20 protein-coding genes and 1 pseudogene are annotated in these 18,476 nt (G+C 61.6%); 15 read left to right on the top strand and 6 right to left on the bottom strand.

Going from position 1 to position 18,476, the window contains the following annotated elements; translation table 11 throughout:
• Positions 1–52: 52 nt before the first annotated feature.
• The 3 genes from CKW29_RS15165 to CKW29_RS15155 form a co-directional block, all read right to left on the bottom strand.
• Positions 53–691 carry a LysE family translocator gene (locus tag CKW29_RS15165; RefSeq protein ID WP_095143760.1) on the bottom strand — a complete coding sequence of 213 codons (639 nt, stop codon included), beginning with the start codon at positions 689–691 and terminating at the stop codon, positions 53–55.
• A 1-nt stretch (position 692) separates the two neighbouring features.
• Positions 693–1,463, bottom strand: coding sequence for a 2OG-Fe(II) oxygenase (locus CKW29_RS15160; RefSeq protein WP_095148788.1), 771 nt, complete (start codon positions 1,461–1,463; stop codon positions 693–695).
• A 101-nt stretch (positions 1,464–1,564) separates the two neighbouring features.
• Positions 1,565–2,191, bottom strand: a complete 627-nt coding sequence (locus CKW29_RS15155; RefSeq protein ID WP_095143758.1) for a hypothetical protein — start codon at positions 2,189–2,191, stop codon at positions 1,565–1,567.
• Positions 2,192–2,282: 91 nt separating this feature from the next.
• On the opposite strand from CKW29_RS15155, the gene CKW29_RS15150 reads away from it, so the two are divergent.
• Entirely contained in the window at positions 2,283–3,281 is a 999-nt protein-coding gene (locus CKW29_RS15150) for a LysR family transcriptional regulator (RefSeq protein ID WP_095143757.1), read from the top strand.
• A gap of 73 nt (positions 3,282–3,354) precedes the next feature.
• On the opposite strand, the gene CKW29_RS15145 is transcribed toward CKW29_RS15150, so the two are convergent.
• Complete coding sequence (locus tag CKW29_RS15145; protein ID WP_095143756.1) at positions 3,355–3,753, bottom strand: PA2817 family protein; 399 nt, start codon at positions 3,751–3,753, stop codon at positions 3,355–3,357.
• 95 nt (positions 3,754–3,848) lie between these two features.
• Positions 3,849–6,296: an acyl-CoA dehydrogenase gene (locus tag CKW29_RS15140; protein ID WP_095148787.1), complete on the bottom strand. Its 2,448-nt coding sequence runs from the start codon at positions 6,294–6,296 to the stop codon at positions 3,849–3,851.
• A 238-nt stretch (positions 6,297–6,534) separates the two neighbouring features.
• On the opposite strand from CKW29_RS15140, the gene CKW29_RS15135 reads away from it, so the two are divergent.
• The 4 genes from CKW29_RS15135 to CKW29_RS15120 all read left to right on the top strand — a co-directional run bounded on the left by CKW29_RS15135 (position 6,535) and on the right by CKW29_RS15120 (position 9,703).
• Positions 6,535–7,194, top strand: a complete 660-nt coding sequence (locus CKW29_RS15135) for a transglutaminase family protein (RefSeq protein ID WP_095143754.1) — start codon at positions 6,535–6,537, stop codon at positions 7,192–7,194.
• 43 nt (positions 7,195–7,237) lie between these two features.
• A complete protein-coding gene (locus tag CKW29_RS15130; RefSeq protein WP_095143753.1) occupies positions 7,238–7,861 on the top strand; it encodes a glutathione S-transferase family protein in 624 nt (207 codons plus the stop codon).
• 133 nt (positions 7,862–7,994) lie between these two features.
• Positions 7,995–8,927 (top strand): ABC transporter ATP-binding protein, encoded by a 933-nt coding sequence (locus CKW29_RS15125; RefSeq protein ID WP_095143752.1) that lies wholly within the window; start codon positions 7,995–7,997, stop codon positions 8,925–8,927.
• Positions 8,924–9,703 carry an ABC transporter permease gene (locus tag CKW29_RS15120; protein WP_095143751.1) on the top strand — a complete coding sequence of 260 codons (780 nt, stop codon included), beginning with the start codon at positions 8,924–8,926 and terminating at the stop codon, positions 9,701–9,703. Before CKW29_RS15125 ends, CKW29_RS15120 begins: the two co-directional genes overlap by 4 nt.
• Positions 9,704–9,782: 79 nt before the next feature.
• Here CKW29_RS15120 and CKW29_RS15115 read toward each other — a convergent pair whose 3' ends face one another.
• Positions 9,783–10,298 carry a DUF2062 domain-containing protein gene (locus CKW29_RS15115; RefSeq protein WP_095143750.1) on the bottom strand — a complete coding sequence of 172 codons (516 nt, stop codon included), beginning with the start codon at positions 10,296–10,298 and terminating at the stop codon, positions 9,783–9,785.
• A gap of 135 nt (positions 10,299–10,433) precedes the next feature.
• Between CKW29_RS15115 and CKW29_RS15110 the strand changes: the two genes are divergently transcribed.
• The 10 genes and pseudogenes from CKW29_RS15110 (at position 10,434) to CKW29_RS15065 (ending at position 18,309) form a co-directional block, all read left to right on the top strand.
• Positions 10,434–12,674 (top strand): DNA internalization-related competence protein ComEC/Rec2, encoded by a 2,241-nt coding sequence (locus tag CKW29_RS15110; protein WP_095143749.1) that lies wholly within the window; start codon positions 10,434–10,436, stop codon positions 12,672–12,674.
• A gap of 92 nt (positions 12,675–12,766) precedes the next feature.
• Complete coding sequence (locus CKW29_RS15105) at positions 12,767–13,402, top strand: MotA/TolQ/ExbB proton channel family protein (protein WP_172736474.1); 636 nt, start codon at positions 12,767–12,769, stop codon at positions 13,400–13,402.
• Positions 13,399–13,827, top strand: coding sequence for a biopolymer transporter ExbD (locus CKW29_RS15100; protein ID WP_095078804.1), 429 nt, complete (start codon positions 13,399–13,401; stop codon positions 13,825–13,827). The genes CKW29_RS15105 and CKW29_RS15100 overlap by 4 nt, the downstream gene beginning before the upstream one ends.
• A complete protein-coding gene (gene lpxK / locus CKW29_RS15095; protein WP_095143748.1) occupies positions 13,827–14,837 on the top strand; it encodes a tetraacyldisaccharide 4'-kinase in 1,011 nt (336 codons plus the stop codon). The genes CKW29_RS15100 and lpxK overlap by 1 nt, the downstream gene beginning before the upstream one ends.
• Positions 14,838–14,860: 23 nt before the next feature.
• Positions 14,861–15,046, top strand: coding sequence for a Trm112 family protein (locus CKW29_RS15090; RefSeq protein WP_095078806.1), 186 nt, complete (start codon positions 14,861–14,863; stop codon positions 15,044–15,046).
• The gene (kdsB, locus tag CKW29_RS15085; protein WP_095143747.1) at positions 15,043–15,807 is read left to right on the top strand and encodes a 3-deoxy-manno-octulosonate cytidylyltransferase; all 765 of its coding nucleotides are present in this window, start codon (positions 15,043–15,045) and stop codon (positions 15,805–15,807) included. The genes CKW29_RS15090 and kdsB overlap by 4 nt, the downstream gene beginning before the upstream one ends.
• Positions 15,807–16,271, top strand: coding sequence for a low molecular weight protein-tyrosine-phosphatase (locus tag CKW29_RS15080; RefSeq protein WP_095143746.1), 465 nt, complete (start codon positions 15,807–15,809; stop codon positions 16,269–16,271). The genes kdsB and CKW29_RS15080 overlap by 1 nt, the downstream gene beginning before the upstream one ends.
• Positions 16,268–17,287, top strand: a complete 1,020-nt coding sequence (gene murB / locus CKW29_RS15075; protein WP_095148786.1) for a UDP-N-acetylmuramate dehydrogenase — start codon at positions 16,268–16,270, stop codon at positions 17,285–17,287. Before CKW29_RS15080 ends, murB begins: the two co-directional genes overlap by 4 nt.
• A 309-nt stretch (positions 17,288–17,596) precedes the next feature.
• Positions 17,597–17,707 (top strand): annotated as a pseudogene (locus tag CKW29_RS26075) ((2Fe-2S)-binding protein); the annotation flags it as partial.
• Positions 17,708–17,727: 20 nt separating this feature from the next.
• On the top strand, positions 17,728–18,309 hold the full coding sequence (locus CKW29_RS15065; protein ID WP_095148785.1) for an NTP transferase domain-containing protein: 582 nt from the start codon (positions 17,728–17,730) through the stop codon (positions 18,307–18,309).
• The last annotated feature ends 167 nt before the right edge of the window (positions 18,310–18,476 follow it).

The raw sequence follows: 18,476 nt of genomic DNA, 5'->3' as shown, positions 1-18,476 counted from the left end.
GCCGCGCTGTCAGGCCGGAGAGCAACTGCCCGTTGCTCTCCGGCCCGTGGATTCACAGCGAGAGCATCAAGCGCCCGGCAAACAGGATCAGGATCACGCCCATGGTCCGTTCGAACCAGTGGCCCATGCGCATGAACAACTCCCGCACCCGGCTGCTTGAAAAGAACAACGCCACAATCACGAACCACAGGGCGTTGACGAAGCACATCCACAGCCCGTAAAGCGCCTGCACCTGCAAGGGGGTCGTGGCGCTGATGAGGGTAGTGAATATCGCCAGGAAGAACAGCGTTGCCTTGGGGTTGGTGGCGTTGGTCAGAAAGCCTGTGGTGAAAGCCTTGAACAGGGTCTGCTGTTCCAGCGATGGCTCTTGCGTGTTCTCGCCTTCGATCGTCGACTTGGGTTTGCTGCGCAGCAGGCTCACGCCGAGGTACAGAATGTAGGCGCCCCCCACCACCTTGGCCACTGTCAGTAACCAGGGCGTGGTGTGCATCAATGCGCCCACTCCCAGCAAGGTGTACAGCACATGCACCGAAATGCCGGCGCCAATACCCAACGCCGTGCAGATCCCGACCACGCGCCCGAACCGCACACTCTGGCGGATAGTGACCGCAAAATCAGGTCCCGGTGCGACGACGGCCAGAAAATGAATGGTCGCCAGCGCCAGGAATTCGCCTAGATAATTCGAAAACATTTCAACTCCAGAAAGTAAGGGGGGAGGCATTGCCGCGATAGCCGACAAAAAACGACAGGCTCAATCGTGGATCGGCCAGTCCCGGTGTCACCGCGTGCATGCGGCGTGAATTGAACATGATGAAGTCGCCGGGCTGCGGAACGATCTCCAGGGTGGGCGGGCCGAGCAGGGCCGGGTCGATGCCATAGCTGTCGCCGCGCATTTCATCGAACCGCTCGGGTGAGATGTCGTGGTCCCAGATCTGCAGGGCGCCACCTTCGGTGGGCATATTCAGGTAGAGGTTGCAGGCAAATTGCGCCTCCAGGCTGCGGGCCTGAAAACTATCGGGTGCGTCCTTGGCGAAAATGTCGTGGTGAGCCAGGAAGCACACCCCGGGCTTGACCACTCGGGACAGGCCGGCGTACATCTTGCGACCGTACAGGGTTTCCAGGTGCGCCCCGGCTGGCCATGCCTCGTCGAGCAGGCAGCGCAGGGTGTCGACGGGGGAGGAGTAGGGCGCGCAACGGGCACGCAGTTCGGCGGTGTTGGCACTGGCACGCTCGAAATAGTCTTCGATCAGTGGTGGCTGGTTTTGCGCTTCGTAGAACGCCATGCCGATGCGTCCGATACTGGGAGCATTGATGTAGCCCTCGAAACCGGGCGCGAGAATCTTGTTGCCGATCTTGCGGGCGAGCGGTCCGGGGAGAAAATGCTTGAGCCGGATGGCGAGCACTTCTTCGTTGACCAGTTTTTGTAGGCAGGTCTCATCGAGACATCCGACGTCAAGCATCATGTCTTAGGTCCATCTAGCAGAGAGTCATCAAGCCTGCGAGTGCAGGCCCACCAGCTTCAGGCAATGACGCTGGCTTGAGCGCAGCGTCATCGCCGAATGACTCAGCTCACGTCGTAGCGAACTGAAAGCGCGCCTTTCTTTTGCGAAAGGGAGTCGATAGTGACCGTGCCTAATTCCCGCAGGCGCCGTACATGGGTACCGCCACAGCCGTAGGCGGGCAGTTCACCGAAGCCGATTTCCCGCGCGCCTTCGCGTAGCGAGGTCAAGCGCGGCAGATCATTGGCAATCCACTGGGCCAGGGTGTTCTGGAGCGTCTCGACGTTGAGCTCCTGTGGCGTCTGGCCCGGCATGAACGTCACGCGACCCTCGCCAGGCCAGTGGTGGGCCTTGACGGGAATCCAGCCCAGGGATTCGGCGCAGTGACCAATCAAGTGCCCGGCCGAATGCAGGCGGGTATTGAGTTGTCGACGCTGTTCGTCGACCTGTATCCGGGTCATTCCCGGGGCAACCGGCTGGTCGACGTAATGCACAATCCGATCTACTTCCTGGGTCACGCGCACGACCTGACTGTCACCAATCCAGCCGGTATCACAGGGTTGGCCGCCACCCTGGGGATGAAACAGCGTCGCCTGCAGCACGACGGCAAACTCGTTTTCGCAGGGCGTACATTCCAGGACTTCCACATTGGCCTTGAGGTCATCACTATGGAAAAAGAGGCGAAGCGTCATATTCCACGGCCTTACTAAAATTTCTATTTTTTATTATATGTACCGCTGAATTGCGTGATAATCCGTTTAAACATCAAAGGACTGTTGCGCTGTGAGCATAAATCTACCGCTGCCGTTGCTGGGTGAAATGGCGACTTTCGTCAAGGTCGTCGAGACCGGCAGCTTCTCCGAGGCCGCTCGGCAGATGGGCTCGTCACCGTCAGCGGTAAGCCGCAGTATCTCGCGTCTGGAGAAGGCCCTGGCCACCCGGTTGCTTCAACGCACCACGCGCAAATTGCGCCTGAGCGATGGCGGTGAAGAAGTGTTCAAGCGGTGTCAGGAGATGGTCAGCGCCGCCCGTTCGGTGATGGAAATCAGTGGTCAGTTCACCCAGGAGGCCGAAGGGCTGGTGCGGGTCAGCGTGCCGAAGGCGGTGGGACGATTCGTGATTCATCCCCACATGCCGGAATTTCTTCGCCGTTACCCCAAGGTCGATGTAGAACTGCTGCTGGAGGATCGCCAGGTTGACCTGATCGACGATCATGTCGACCTGGCCATTCGCATTACCGATCGCCCGCCCGCGGGGCTGGTGGGGCGGCAACTGCTGACCATCGACCACATGCTGTGCGCGACACCGCAGTACCTGGCGGAGCACGGCACGCCCACCCATCCCCATGACTTGCTCAATCACAGTTGCGTTTACTTGGGCGAAACCCCAAGCGATGCGCGGTGGAAGTTCAAGAAGGGCAGCAAAGCCGTTACCGTCGGCGTGCGTGGCCGATATGCGGCCAATCACACCGGCGTGCGCCTGGGGGCCGTGCTGCAGCACATCGGCATTGGCAGCCTGCCGTATTTCACGGCGCGCCATGCCCTGGAACAGGGCTTGATCGTGCAGGTACTGCCGGACTGGACCTTTCTGGCCTCCTATCATGGCGGCGCCTGGTTGCTGCATTCGCCGACGCGCTACCTGCCGCCCAAGCTGCGGGTATTGATCGACTATCTGGTGGAATGCCTGGAGAAGGAGCCGACCCTGAGCAACCCGGGCAAGTCCGGTGGTTCAGGCAAACTCGAGGCGCAGTACGAGTTGCCTGAGAGTGACGGGCTGTACTGACGGCCAGGATTCATGCCCACAAAAAAGGCCCGCCGGTCGAACCGTACGGGCCTGTTGCGTCACTGAGCGCAGATCAGTGCTTGCTGTCCTGGTTCGACAGGGCCAGCAGTTGCTTTTCCTGGTTCCAGTCAAACGGCTCATCGTTCTGCTCGGCTTCATAACGACGTTCTTCGAGGGCCTGGTACAGGTCGATTTCATCGTCTGGCATGTAGTGCAGGCAGTCGCCGGCGAAGTACCACAGCAGGTCCCGTGGTACCAGGTGGGCAATTTGCGGGTAGCGTTGGATCACCTGGCACAGCAGGTCCTGGCCCAGGTACTGGCTTTCGATCGGATCGATCGGCAACGAGGCGCGCAGTTCGTCGAAGCGCTCCAGAAACAGCGCGTGGCTTTCTTCCGGAACCTGCTCGGCTTCACCGACAGCGACCAGAATACTGCGCAGGAGGTCGAGCTGGACGAGAGTTTGGTCGAGCATAACGGGAGTCCTCTAGAACTAAAGCAAAACGGGCGCCGGAGTATATAGCTCCGACGCCCGCATTTCATCATTGAACCGCTGGGCGTGCCGTTGCTTTATCGGATCTTGCCCTCTGCCAGCTCCAGCTGCTCCTTGGAAAAGTCATCGACATCGATCACTTTACGCCGCGCCACTTCGGCCTCGCGCAGGCTTTGCGCCTCTATCAGTTGCAGCACGCCGGCTTCCAGCGCGGCATCGATGAGGGGCTCTCCGGCAGCCGGTTTGAACTGCCCGCTCCTGAGTGCGTTGTGCAGCTTTTTCTGCAGCGGCTGTACAGCGCTCAACAGGTCGCAGGCCTGTTGCAGGGCGCCGACCGGGTCCTCGAGCGATTGTGGACGGTAGCAACCGCCCAGCAGTTCTTCGAGGGTCGGATCGCCTTTGGCGCGACCGATCACCGCCGCCACCTCGGCCGCGAGAGTGTCCGACGGGCCCTTGTGGCGCCGCCCGAACGGAAACACGATGACCCGTAGCAGGCAGCCCAATACCTTGCTCGGGAAGTTGCTCAGCAATTCATCGAGCGCGCGCTCGGACTGTCCCAGGCTTTCCTCCATGGCCCAGGTAAACAGGGGCGTCATGTGCTGCGGCGAATCGAGGTCGTGATAACGCTTGAGCGCAGCGGAGGCCAGGTACAGGTTGCTCAGTACATCGCCCAGGCGGGCCGACAGGCGTTCGCGACGTTTCAGTTCACCCCCCAGCAGCATCATGCTCAGGTCGGCCAGCAGGGCGAAGGCCGCGGCCTGACGGTTGAGGGCTCGGCAGTAGCGCTGGCTGAGCCTGTCTCCCGGAGCGCGTTCGAAGTGGCCAACACCGAGGTTGAGCATCAGGGTGCTGGCGGCGTTACCCAAGGCAAATCCGATGTGCCTGAGCAACAGGCCATCGAACTCCTTGAGCGCCTGGTCCTTGTCTTCGCGGCTGGCGAGGGCCATTTCCTGGAGTACGAATGGATGGCTGCGGATCGCGCCTTGGCCGAAGATCATCAGGTTGCGCGATAGAATGTTCGCGCCTTCGACAGTGATGAAGATTGGCGCGCCGTTCCAGCTGCGACCCAGGTAGTTGTTGGGGCCCATGATGATCGCCTTGCCACCGTGGACATCCATCGCATGGCTGATGCATTCGCGCCCGCGCTCGGTGAGGTGGTACTTGAGGACTGCCGACAGCACCGATGGCTTTTCTCCAAGGTCCAGCGCGGTGGCCGTGAGCATGCGCGCCGCGTCCATCATCCAGGCGTTACCACCGATACGCGCCATGGCTTCCTGAATGCCTTCGAAGGCCGCGAGCGGGACGTTGAACTGCTCGCGGACCTGCGCGTACTGGCCCGTCACCAGGCTGGTGAACTTGGCGGCACCGGTGCCGACGGCCGGCAGCGAAATCGAACGCCCGACCGACAGGCAGTTCATCAGCATCATCCAGCCCTTGCCGAGCATTTCCTGGCCGCCGATGATGAAATCCAGCGGTACGAACACGTCCTTGCCTGAGTTCGGGCCGTTCATGAAGGAGGCGCCGAGGGGCAGATGACGGCGGCCGATTTCCACGCCGGCGATATCGGTGGGGACCAGCGCGAGGCTGATGCCCAGGTCTTCCTGGTCGCCCAGCAGATGGTCCGGGTCATAGGCCTTGAATGCCAGGCCGAGCAGGGTGGCGACCGGTCCCAGGGTGATGTAGCGCTTTTCCCAGTTCAACCGCAGGCCCAGGGTTTCCTGGCCTTGCCATTGGCCTTTGCAGACCACCCCGGTGTCGGGCATCGAGCCTGCGTCGGAGCCAGCCAGGGGGCCGGTCAGCGCGAAACAGGGGATGTCATCGCCGCGCGCCAGTCGGGGCAGGTAGTGGTTTCGTTGTGCTTCGGTGCCGTAGTGCAGGAGCAGTTCGGCCGGGCCAAGGGAGTTGGGGACCATCACGGTGGACGCCAGGTCGCCACTGCGGGTGGCCAGCTTCATCGCCACTTGCGAGTTGGCGAAGGCCGAAAATCCCTTGCCGCCATACTCTTTGGGAATGATCAGGGCAAAAAAACCGTTCTGCTTGATGTGCGCCCAGGCCTCGGTCGGCAGGTCCATGGTCTGGCCGATGCGCCAGTCGCTGACCATCGCGCACAACGCTTCAGTCGGACCATCGATGAAGGCTTGCTCTTCTTCGCTCAACTGCGCCTTGGGGTAGGCCAGCAGTTTGTTCCAGTCCGGGCGACCGCTGAACAGCTCACCATCCCACCAGACCGTGCCGGCATCGATCGCGTCGCGTTCGGTTTGTGACATCGGTGGCAGGGTTTTCTGGAACCAGCTGAACAGCGGCGCACTGAACAACTTGCGGCGCAGGTCTGGCAGCAGCAGGGGAGCGGCCACGACCGCGAGCATGATCCAGAATATCAATAGCAACCAGCCGGGTGCGCGACTCAAGACGCTCATCGCCACCAGGTAGACCGCAATGATGCCCAGGGCGGGCAGGGGCGCGGTGCGGCGGTGAGCCAGCCAGGCAATCCCGAACACCAGTACCAGTATCCACAACAGCAACATAGTCAATCCTCCGTGAAACCAAGGGCAAAACCACCTCCAGAGCGTAGACGGCATCTGTAAAAGGGGGCAGTGCGCGCGGTGTGTTTGAACAGGCAGGAAACAGGGTGGGTGGCAGCGTTGCCGGGGCCGACGAAAACCTTGGAAGAGCACGCAACAAACGCTGATGTTTGGCCGAAATGTCGTTATCTCTGTGCTGAAGGTGTCGCTAGACTCGGGGCTTCTCCAGGAGATTGTTCTCATGCACGAGTATCTGAGTCCCGGCCGCTTCATCGATAGTGACCACCCTGCGGTGGTGGAGTTCGCCGAAAAACACCGTGGCAGCAGCCGTGACCCGATCGAGCAGGCAATCAACCTGTATGGCGCGGTGCGCGAGGCGGTGCGCTACAACCCCTATACCTTCAGTCGTGATCCGGCGACCTTGCGTGGCAGCTATGCGCTGGCGACCGGCGAAAGCTACTGCGTGCCCAAGGCCACGCTATTGGCAGGCTGTGCCCGGCATTGCGGCATCCCCGCACGCATCGGCCTGGCGGACGTCCGCAATCACTTGTCGACGCCGCGCCTGATCGAGCTACTCAGGAGCGATGTGTTCGCCATGCACGGTTATACCGAACTGTATCTGCAGGGGCGCTGGGTCAAGGCTACGCCGGCGTTCAATGCCAGGCTCTGCGAATTGTTCGATGTGCCACCGCTGGAGTTCGATGGGCGCAACGATAGCGTGTTTCACCCCTTCAATCGCCAGGGACTGCAGTCGATGGAGTACCTGGTCGACCATGGCCAGTTTGTCGATGTGCCCGAGGATTTCTTTTTCAAGCACCTTGAGCAGTGCTATCCGCATTTGTTCGGCGATCAGTCGCCAGCCTTGCTGGGTGATATGCAGAGCGATTTGAGCCGGGCCTGATCCGGCGTAGACTCCCTCGGCATTCATCCATTGAGGGGCGGTCATGCTGAAGATCTGGGGACGGAAGAATTCATCGAATGTCAGGAAGGCGTTGTGGGCGGCCGAGGAGCTTGGCCTGAATTATCAGGCCGTGGACGCAGGCGGCGCCTTCGGTGTGGTCGATACCCCGGAATATCGGGCGATGAACCCCAATGGTCGCATACCGGTCATTGAGGATGACGGCTTCGTGTTGTGGGAGTCGAACACCATCGTACGCTACCTCATGGCCCGTCATGCCAGTGGTTCGTCCTGGTATCCGGCCGACCTGCAGGCCCGCGCGACAGCGGAAAAGTGGATGGACTGGACCACGTCCAGCTTTGCCGACCCGTTTCGCACGGTGTTCTGGGGCGTGTTGCGCACGCCGGCCGAACAACAGGACTGGATCGCGATCAAGGCCGCCATCGCTACCTGCGATGGCTTGCTGTCGATGGCCGACCGGGCACTGGCCGACCAGCCTTATCTGTCCGGTGATGACATCGGCATGGGCGACATTCCCTTGGGCAGCTTCATTTATGCCTGGTTCGAAATGCCGATCGAGCGTGCACCGCAACCGCACCTGCACGCCTGGTACCAGCGTTTGAAGCCGCGCCCGGCCTATCAAAAAGCGGTCATGACTGCGTTGACTTAATACTGACTATCAACACAGGTGACTGTACTTGTGCGGCGCCGCCAAGCACCATTGCGCTCATGCGTCGCGGTTGTCTTGCTCGCCGCCGCCCTTACTTGTTCCTTACTTCCCCTTCTTGGTGCGTAAATCCGATATGAGTTCTGCTCTGTCCATCCGGCAGCTAACCAAAACCTACGGCAACGGTTTCCAGGCCCTGAGTGGTATCGATCTGGATGTCGTCGAAGGTGACTTTTTCGCCTTGCTCGGCCCCAATGGCGCCGGCAAATCCACGACCATCGGCATTCTTTCAACCCTGGTGAACAAGACCAGCGGCACGGTGAATATCTTTGGCCACGACCTGGACCGCAACCCGGCCGCGCTCAAGCGCAGCATCGGGGTGGTGCCACAGGAATTCAACTTCAACCAGTTCGAAAAGACCTTCGATATCGTGGTGACCCAGGCGGGTTACTACGGCATTCCGTCCAGGGTTGCCAAGGAACGTGCCGAGCAGTACCTGACCCAACTCGGTCTGTGGGACAAGCGCGATGTGCCGTCGCGCTCGCTGTCGGGCGGCATGAAGCGTCGCCTGATGATTGCCCGGGCGCTGGTACACGAGCCACGCCTGCTGATCCTCGACGAACCGACCGCCGGCGTGGACATCGAATTGCGTCGCTCGATGTGGAGCTTCCTGACCGAGCTGAACCAGAAAGGCATCACCATCATCCTCACCACCCATTATCTGGAGGAGGCTGAACAGCTGTGCCGCAACATCGGCATCATCGACCACGGCACGATCGTCGAAAACACCAGCATGCGTAACCTGCTCGGCCAACTGCATGTCGAAACCTTCCTGCTGGACCTCAAGCACGACATGAAGGTCGCGCCGCAGCTGATCGGCTACCCGAGCCGCCTGCTGGACAGCCATACCCTGGAAGTCCAGGTCGATAAGGCCGCTGGCATCACGGCGCTGTTCGGTCAACTGGCCACGCAGAACATCGAAGTGCTGAGCCTGCGTAACAAAACCAATCGCCTCGAGGAGCTGTTCGTGTCCCTGGTGGAGAAAAACCTGGCGAAGGTGGCCGTATGAGTTCCGAACTGCAACCCAACCTCGTCGCACTCAACACCATCGTTTACCGCGAGGTCCGGCGCTTTACCCGGATCTGGCCGCAGACGCTGCTGCCGCCGGCTATTACCATGGTCTTGTACTTCGTGATCTTCGGTAACCTCATTGGTCGGCAGATCGGCGATATGGGTGGCTTCACCTATATGGAGTACATCGTGCCGGGCCTGATCATGATGTCGGTGATCACCAACTCCTACGGCAACGTGGTGTCGAGTTTCTTCGGCAGCAAGTTCCAGCGCTCCATCGAAGAACTGATGGTGTCACCGGTTTCGCCCCACACCATCCTGATCGGCTACACCCTGGGCGGTGTGCTGCGCGGGTTGATGGTCGGGATCATCGTGACCTTGCTGTCGCTGTTCTTCACTGACCTTCAGGTGCATCACCTGGGGGTGACTATCCTGGTGGTGGTGCTGACGGCGACGATCTTCTCGTTGCTGGGGTTTATCAACGCGGTCTTTGCGCGCAACTTCGACGATATCTCGATTATCCCGACCTTCGTGTTGACGCCGCTGACTTACCTGGGCGGGGTGTTCTACTCGATCAGCCTGTTGCCGCCGTTCTGGCAGACGGTGTCGTTGGCCAACCCGGTGCTGCACATGGTCAACGCTTTCCGCTACGGTATCCTGGGCGTCTCGGACATCAGGATCAGCATCGCCATCACCTTCATGCTGGTTGCCACCGTGGTGCTGTACGTCGGCTGTGCGCGGCTGCTGGTCAGCGGGCGGGGGATGAGGACGTAAGCTTCAAGTTGCAAGCTACAAGCCTCAAGCTGTTGATTTGGCTTGCAGCTTGCAGCTTGCAGCTTGCAGCTTGCAGCTGCTACAGCCGACTTTTCTTACGCCGCGTCCATTGCCGGCTGACCCACCAGCGCCAGTAGGTCATGGTCATGCAGTAGGCCAGGGCACCCAGCACCAGGCCCGCCACCACCGATCCCAGCAGGAACGGCTGCCAAAGGCTCGCCAGTTCGCCGCTGATCCATTCCCAGGTCAGTTCGTCCGGCAGGCTGCGCGCCGGTACATTCATCAGCCAGGCGCCGGTCTGATAGGTGCAGAAAAACACCACGGGCATGGTGATCGGATTGGTCAGCCAGACCAGGCTCACCGCAATCGGAATATTGCCGCGCACCGAGATCGCAAGGGCGGCCGCCACTAGCATCTGCATGGGAATCGGCAAAAAGGCGGCGAACAGACCCACGGCCATGGCCCGGGCAACCGAATGCCGATTGAGGTGCCAGAGGTTGGGATCATGCAGCAGTGTGCCGAGAAAGCGTAAGGATTTGTGTTCCTTGATGCTGGTCGGGTCTGGCATGTAGCGTTTGAATAAGCGCCGGGGCATAGGGCTTCTCGGTCAGATCAAGCGGCAAGTATGCCCGGATTCTACTGAGCGCCAATTCAGACTTTGTGACAATTAATAAACGCGGGCCTCTGTGACTCGGCTAATCCAAGAGAGGGAACTCTCAAGGACGGGCTTATGCGCACAGGGATGTTGGCGCTCGCGATGGGTCTGTTGACCCTGGTTTTTTTACCGGTGCTACCGCCGGTCGGGCTGTTGCTGTCGTTACCGGTGCTGGCCCTGATGCTGCTGCCGTTTCGCACCTATGCACTGGCGTTTTTTCTGCTGGGTTTCACCTGGGCATGCGCCAGCGCCCATTGGGCACTGACTGACCGCCTGACACCCGACCTTGACGGTCAAACCCGCTGGGTCGAGGGGCGGGTGGTCGGCTTGCCGCAAGAAACCCCGGGCGTAGTGCGTTTCGAATTGGCCGATGGCCAGGCGCGACGTACGCCGTTGCCCAGCCTGATGCGACTGGCCTGGTACGGCGGCCCGCCGGTCAACAGTGGCGAGCGCTGGCGCCTGGCGGTGAAGTTGAAGCGCCCGGCAGGTCTGCTCAATCCCCATGCCTTTGATTACGAGGCCTGGTTGTTGGCGCAACGCATCGGTGCCACGGGAACGGTCAAGGACGGGCAATTGCTCAGGCCGGCGCAAGGGGCCTGGCGTGATGCCATTCGCCAGCGCCTGCTGGCGGTGGACGCCCAGGGGCGCGCGGCTGCGCTGACGGCGCTGGTGCTGGGCGATGGATCCGGATTGAGTCGCGATGACTGGCGCGTATTGCAGGACACCGGCACCGTGCACTTGCTGGTGATCTCCGGGCAGCATATCGGCTTGTTGGCTGGCATGGTGTACCTGCTGGTTGCCGGGCTGGCGCGTTACGGGCTGTGGCCCCGACGCCTGGCGTGGCTGCCGTGGGCGTGCGGTCTGGCGTTTACGGCGGCGCTGGGCTACGGGGTGCTGGCCGGGTTCCAGGTGCCGGTGCGCAGGGCGTGTGTGATGATCGGGCTGGTGTTGTTGTGGCGCCTGCGTTTTCGTCATCTGGGGGCCTGGTGGCCGTTGCTGCTGGCGCTGAACGCGGTGCTGTTGCTGGATCCGCTGGCGAGCTTGCGGCCGGGATTCTGGCTGTCGTTTGTGGCCGTGGCGGTGTTGATCTTCACCTTTGGCGGTCGACTAGGTGCGTGGCGTTGGTGGCAGACCTGGACGCGAGCGCAGTGGTTGATAGCCATCGGCCTGTTCCCGGCGTTGTTGATACTGGGGCTTCCCGTCAGCCTGACCGGACCGCTGATCAATCTGCTGGCCGTGCCCTGGATCAGTCTGCTGGTGTTGCCCCCGGCGTTGCTGGGAACACTGCTGTTGCCGTTGCCTTATGTTGGCGAAGGCTTGTTATGGCTGGCGGGTGGCCTGCTGGACGTATTGTTCAAGGGCCTGGCCTTGGCGGCGGGGAAGGTGCCGGCATGGCAGGCTCCGGCCATTTCACCCTGGGCCTGGGGCGTGGGGGCCCTTGGCGCCGTTTTGCTGTTGTTGCCCAGTGGCGTGCCGCTGCGGTGGCTGGGCTGGCCGATGCTGCTGGTGCTGGTGTTCCCGCCGCGAAGCACGGTGCCGGAAGGCATGGCTGAAATCTGGCAACTGGATGTCGGTCAGGGTTTGGCCATGGTGGTGCGCACCCGTCATCACACATTGCTCTATGACGCAGGTCCAGGTTTCGGCGACCTCGATCTGGGTGAGCAGGTGGTCCTGCCGGCCTTGCGCAAGCTGGGGGTTCGCCGGCTGGACCTGATGTTGATCAGCCACGCCCATGCCGATCACGCTGGGGGCGCGCGTTCGGTCTACAGGGGGCTGCCGGTAACACAGGTTATCGGCGGAGAGCTCCAGGGCTTGCCGAAAGTGCTGCGGGCCAGGGCTTGCGTCAGTGGCGAGCACTGGGAGTGGGATGGCGTGCGCTTTGTGCTGTGGCAATGGGACCGGGCCGGTGACAGCAATCAACGCTCCTGTGTCTTGCTGGTCGAGGCCGGTGGCGAACGTTTTCTGCTGACGGGCGACATTGATGCCCATGCCGAACGGGCCTTGCTCAAGAGCCCGTTGGCCGTCTCCACTGATTGGCTGCTGGCCCCCCATCACGGCAGCCGCAGTTCGTCTTCGCAAGCCTTTGTGGAGGCGCTGGCCCCCAAGGCCGCGCTGATTTCCCGCGGTCACAACAACAATTTTGGTCACCCCCATCCCCAAGTGGTGGCGCGTTACCGCAGGTTGGGGGTGCAGGTCCTCGACAGTGTGGAGCAAGGGGCCGTGCGTGTGCGTCTCGGGACGTTCGGGCCGGCTGAATCCATGCGCCAGCAACCACGCTTCTGGCGCGCGGCGCCGCCCGTCAGCCATTCGCCTTGAAGGAGGCGGGGATATCACGGTCGTCGGTGAGCCGAGCCTCTATGTCGAGTGTGTATGGTAAAGTGGCGCACTTTTTCGAGGGGACTGTCACTGTGTGGGAATTGGTCAAATCCGGCGGCTGGATGATGCTGCCGATCATTTTGAGCTCCATCGCGGCATTGGGCATCGTCGCCGAGCGCCTGTGGACCCTGCGTGCCAGCCGTGTGACCCCGGAGCATCTGCTCGGGCAGGTCTGGGTCTGGATCAAGGACAAGAAACTCAACAAGGACAAACTCAAGGAATTGCGCGCCAACTCGCCGCTGGGAGAGATCCTCGCGGCGGGCCTGGCCAACTCCCGTCATGGTCGCGAGATCATGAAGGAATGCATCGAGGAAGCCGCCGCCCGGGTGATCCACGAGCTGGAGCGCTACATCAACGCCTTGGGCACCATCGCCGCCATGGCGCCGTTGCTGGGGTTGCTGGGTACGGTGCTGGGCATGATCGACATTTTCAGCTCGTTCATGGGCGGTGGCATGACTGCCAATGCCTCGGTGCTGGCCGGTGGTATTTCCAAGGCCTTGATCACCACGGCCGCGGGCCTGATGGTGGGTATCCCGGCGGTGTTCTTCCACCGTTTCCTGCAACGGCGCATCGATGAGCTCGTCGTCGGCATGGAGCAGGAAGCCATCAAACTGGTGGAAGTGCTGCAGGGTGATCGGGATGTCGACCTGGCCGAGGGCAAAGCGTGAAATTCCGTCGCAAGCCACGGGAAAATGTCGACATCAACCTCGCGTCGCTGATCGATGTGGTGTTTATCCTGCTGCTGTTTTTCGTCGTGACCACCACCTTTACCCGGGAAACCCAGTTGCGTGTCGACTTGCCGGAAGCGGTCAGTGGTTCCCCCGCCGAAGACCAGCAGGCCAAGCAGCTGGATGTCGCCATCAGCGCCGAAGGTGCGTTCTCGGTCAACAATCAGTTGTTGCCCAAGAATGATCTGGCCAGTCTGATCGACGCCTTGAAGAAAGAATCCAATGGCGACACCACGCTGCCGCTGTCCATCAGCGCCGATGGCAAGGCGCAGCACCAGGCGGTCATCACCGCCATGGATGCCGCCGGCAAGCTGGGGTTCACGCATTTGCGCATGACCACCGTTGAGGCGGCGCCGACTCCCTGATGGCCATCTCCGATCGTTTGCTCGCGGCGTGGTACGCCGGCCATCCGGCACTCAAGCTCTTGGCGCCACTGGAGTGGCTGTACCGGCGCGTGGTTACAGCCAAGCGTGAGCGGTTCCTGGCGGGTGAGGGTGAGATTTACCAGCCACCGATTCCCTTGATCGTGGTCGGCAACATTACCGTTGGCGGCACGGGCAAGACGCCCTTGATTCTGTGGATGATCGAGCACTGCCAACGGGCCGGCCTGCGGGTGGGCGTGGTCAGTCGCGGTTACGGGGCCACGCCGCCGCAACTGCCGTGGCGGGTCGAGCCAGAGCAGAGCGCGGCGGTGGCGGGTGATGAACCCCTGTTGATCGTTCAGCGCACCGGCGTTCCCTTGATGATCGACCCCGATCGCAGTCGAGCCGTTCAGGCGTTGCTGGCGGCCGAACCGTTGGACCTGATCCTGTCGGATGACGGGATGCAGCATTACCGCCTGGCGCGTGACCTTGAGCTGGTGCTGATTGATGCGGCGCGTGGGCTGGGCAACAAGCGTTGCCTGCCGGCAGGACCACTGCGCGAGCCGATCGAGCGCCTGCAAAGCGTCGATGCGGTGCTGTTCAATGGTGCCGAGACGGATCGCGACGAGGGTTTTGCCTTCCGCCTGCAACCGACTGCGCTGGTCAACCTGCTGACGGGCGAACGTCGCGGCCTTGAGCATTTTCCGGCGGGGCAGGCATTGCACGCCGTGGCGGGTATCGGTAATCCGCAACGTTTCTTCAATACCCTTGAAACGCTACACTGGCAGCCTGTAGCGCATGCTTTTGCCGACCACGCCGAGTACAGCGCGGCGACGTTGAATTTCATGCCGCCGCTGCCATTGGTCATGACTGAAAAGGATGCGGTGAAATGCCGGTCCTTCGCGGCACAAGACTGGTGGTACCTGGCGGTGGATGCGGTGCCATCACCGGCTTTCGTGGCCTGGTTCGATACGCAGCTGATGCGGCTATTACCCGCACGTCTTTTGCCTTAACACGCTTTATCCAGGGAGTTTTCATGGACACCAAACTGCTCGATATCCTTGCTTGCCCGGTCTGCAAAGGCCCGCTCAAGCTCAGCGCCGACAAAACCGAGCTGATCAGCAAAGGTGCCGGCCTGGCTTTCCCGATCCGTGATGGCATCCCGGTGATGCTCGAAAGCGAAGCCCGTACCCTGACGACCGAAGAGCGCCTGGACAAATGAGTACGGCTTTCACTGTGGTGATTCCGTCGCGTTTTGCGTCCACCCGCTTGCCGGGCAAGCCGCTGCAAATGATCGCCGGCAAGCCGATGGTCCAGCATGTCTGGGAACAGGCCAGCAAAAGCGGTGCCGAGCGTGTCGTGGTGGCCACTGATGATGTGCGCATCGAAGAGGCCTGCAAGGCCTTTGGCGCCGAAGTGGTGATGACCCGGGTCGATCACAACTCCGGCACCGATCGCCTGGCCGAAGTCGCCACCCTGTTGGGGCTTGCGCCGGACGCCATTGTGGTCAACGTGCAGGGTGACGAGCCGCTGATTCCGCCGAGTGTGATCGATCAGGTCGCCGCCAATCTGGCGGCCCACACCGAGGCCCGCATGGCCACCCTCGCCGAACCGATTGAAGACGCCGAAACCCTGTTCAACCCTAACGTGGTCAAGGTCGTCAGCGACCTGGACGGCCTGGCGCTGACGTTCAGTCGTGCGACCTTGCCATGGGCGCGTGACGCCTTTGCCAAGAGCCAGGACCACTTGCCGGCCGGTGTACCGTACCGCCGTCATATCGGTATCTATGCCTACCGCGCCGGTTTCCTGCACGACTTCGTCAGTTGGGGTCCGTGCTGGCTGGAAGACACCGAGTGCCTGGAGCAGTTGCGCGCCCTGTGGCACGGCGTGCGGATCCATGTCGCCGATGCATTGATTGCCCCACCGCCGGGGGTCGACACGCTTGAAGACCTCGAGCGCGTTCGTCGCCTGCTGGAGGCCTGATGCGGGTTTTGTTTGTCTGCCTGGGCAACATCTGTCGTTCGCCCACGGCCGAGGGTGTGCTGCGGCACAAACTGCGTGCAACGGGGCTGGCCGATCAGGTCGAAGTGGCTTCCGCGGGCACGGGTGACTGGCATGTCGGCAAGGCGCCGGACAAGCGAAGCCAGGCAGCAGCCTTGCGCCGTGGCTATGACCTGTCCGTGCAGCGCGCCCGGCTGGTGACGCGCGCGGATTTCTCCAGCTACGACCTGATCCTGGCCATGGACAGCAGCAACCTGCGCAACCTCAAGGCCTTGCAGCCGGCAAAGGGCAGGGCGGAGCTGGATCTGTTCCTGCGCCGTTATGAGTCGAGCGTGGACGACGTGCCGGATCCTTATTACGACGGCGAGCAAGGCTTCGAGCAGGTGCTGGACCTGATCGAGCAAGCCTGCGATTTGCTGGTGATTGAATTGAAGGGACGCTTATGACTTTGCACCTGCAGCCGCAGGTTTCGCTCAAGCCGTTCAACAGCTTTGGCGTGGATGTTCGTGCGCAGCTGTTCGCGCAAGCGCACAGCGATGCCGATGTGCGCGAAGCGCTGGCGTATTCGCACGCGCAGGCGATACCGCTGTTGGTCATCGGCGGTGGCAGTAACCTGTTGCTGACGGCGGATATCCCGGCGTTGGTGCTGCGCATGGCCACCCGGGGCATTCGTCAAGTGAGCGACGATGGCCGTCGGGTAGTGATCGAGGCCGAGGCGGGTGAAACCTGGCACCCATTCGTGCAGTGGACCCTGGCACAGGGGTTGTCGGGCCTTGAGAATCTCAGCCTGATTCCCGGGACGGTCGGTGCGGCGCCGATGCAGAACATTGGCGCCTACGGTGTGGAGATCAAGGACGTGTTTGCCGGTTTGACCGCACTGGATCGCCAGACTGGCGAGTTGCGGGATTTCACCCTGGCCGACTGCAACTTTGCCTACCGGGACAGCCTGTTCAAGCAGCAGGTTGGCCGCTGGCTGATTTTGCGGGTGCGCTTTGCCCTGGATCGCGTCGAGCATTTGCACCTGGAATACGGTCCGGTGCGTCAGCGGCTGACCGAGCAAGGGATCGAACACCCGACCGCGACGGATGTCAGCCAGGCGATCTGCAGCATTCGCAATGAAAAGCTGCCTGATCCCGCGGTATTGGGCAATGCCGGCAGCTTCTTCAAGAACCCGTTGGTCCCGGCCGCGCTTGCCGCCGAGCTTCGACTCGCCCATCCGGGCCTGATCGGTTATCCGCAAGCCGACGGTCGGGTCAAACTGGCGGCCGGCTGGCTGATCGAGCAAGCGGGCTGGAAGGGCTTTCGCGAGGGGGATGCGGGTGTGCATCGCTTGCAGTCGCTGGTGCTGGTCAACTATGGCACCGCCACCGGGCTTGAATTGCTCGGCCTGGCCCGACGCATTCAGAAAGACATCGCCGAGCGCTTCAACGTCGAACTGGAAATGGAACCCAATCAGTATTGAGGCAGGCTTCAAGCTTCAAGCCGAACGCCGACCTATGTAGGAGCGAGCACGCTCGCGATGTATTCAAGAGCAACGCGTTCAATCAGAAGGTACGCGTTATCGTTAGCGTCCATCGCGAGCACGCTCGCTCCTACATACGCATGCCAAAGCGGGGCTTTTTTGGCTGATGTCGGGCTAACCTGGCCTGCTGGCGAAGCCACGGCTTCGCAAGAGTGCCCGTTAGCCAGAGTCAATCTGCGCGTACCGAACCGTTGCAGTGCTGCGGTGGATTGCTCTATCCCATAACCCTTCCGATAGGCAGGCGTGCCCATGATTACCCTGAAGCTCAATGGTCAAGATCCTCAACAGGATGTCGTCGAGGAGGTGTCGTTGCTCTGGGCAATCCGTGACGCGTCCGGATGCAGTGGTCCCCGGTTTGGCCGACGGCAGGCTGAAGCCTGATGGTGGGCGCAATCATTCTCGCGGCCGGACAGGGCAGTCGTTACCGTCAGGTGGCGGGTGCCGATCAGGACAAGCTGTTGGCGCTGTGCCAGGGGCGCGACGGTGTTGTCCGGCCGGTGATCGAGCAAGCGCTGCGCAATGTGCCTGCACGTGTCGGAAGGCGGGTGCTGGTGACTACCCCGGATCGCCCTGAGGTGGCGCGACTGGCGCGAGCGTATGGCTGTGAAGTACTGCTGCTGGCGTCGACCGGAATGGGGGACAGCCTGGCGGCGGCCGTGGCTGTTTGTCCGGCGCTTGAGGGCTGGCTGGTGGTGTTGGGGGATATGCCGTTTATCTTGCCATCGAGCATCGAGCGGATTGTTGACGGCGTTGCAGTCGACACCATCAGTGTGCCGGTGCAGGGGGGCGAGTTTGGGCATCCCGTGGGATTCGGGCGGACGTTCGGCAAGGCGTTGATGGCGTTGTCCGGGGATCGTGGAGCCAAGTCGTTGTTTGCCTCGGCGAAGGTGGTGGAGGTGACGGTGGAGGACCCTGGAGTGCTTTGGGATGTTGATGTGCCTGGGGCGCTGGTCTTCAAATAGTCCCGGCGCTGTTTCAATGAAGGCTGGCGGTGACGTATAAAAAATGTATGGTCAGCCCATCTCCTGCAACCTCTTTGGCTGTTTTCGGTAAAGCTGGCTTGCGCTAATGTATCCGGGCTCATGGTGAGCGCTGTGGCAACAGCGCTCGGCCCTCGATGAGTAGCCGC

The organism is Pseudomonas sp. Irchel s3a18 (assembly GCF_900187535.1).
Classification (GTDB): Bacteria; Pseudomonadota; Gammaproteobacteria; order Pseudomonadales; family Pseudomonadaceae; genus Aquipseudomonas.
This window is presented reverse-complemented; position numbering and strand designations above follow the sequence as displayed.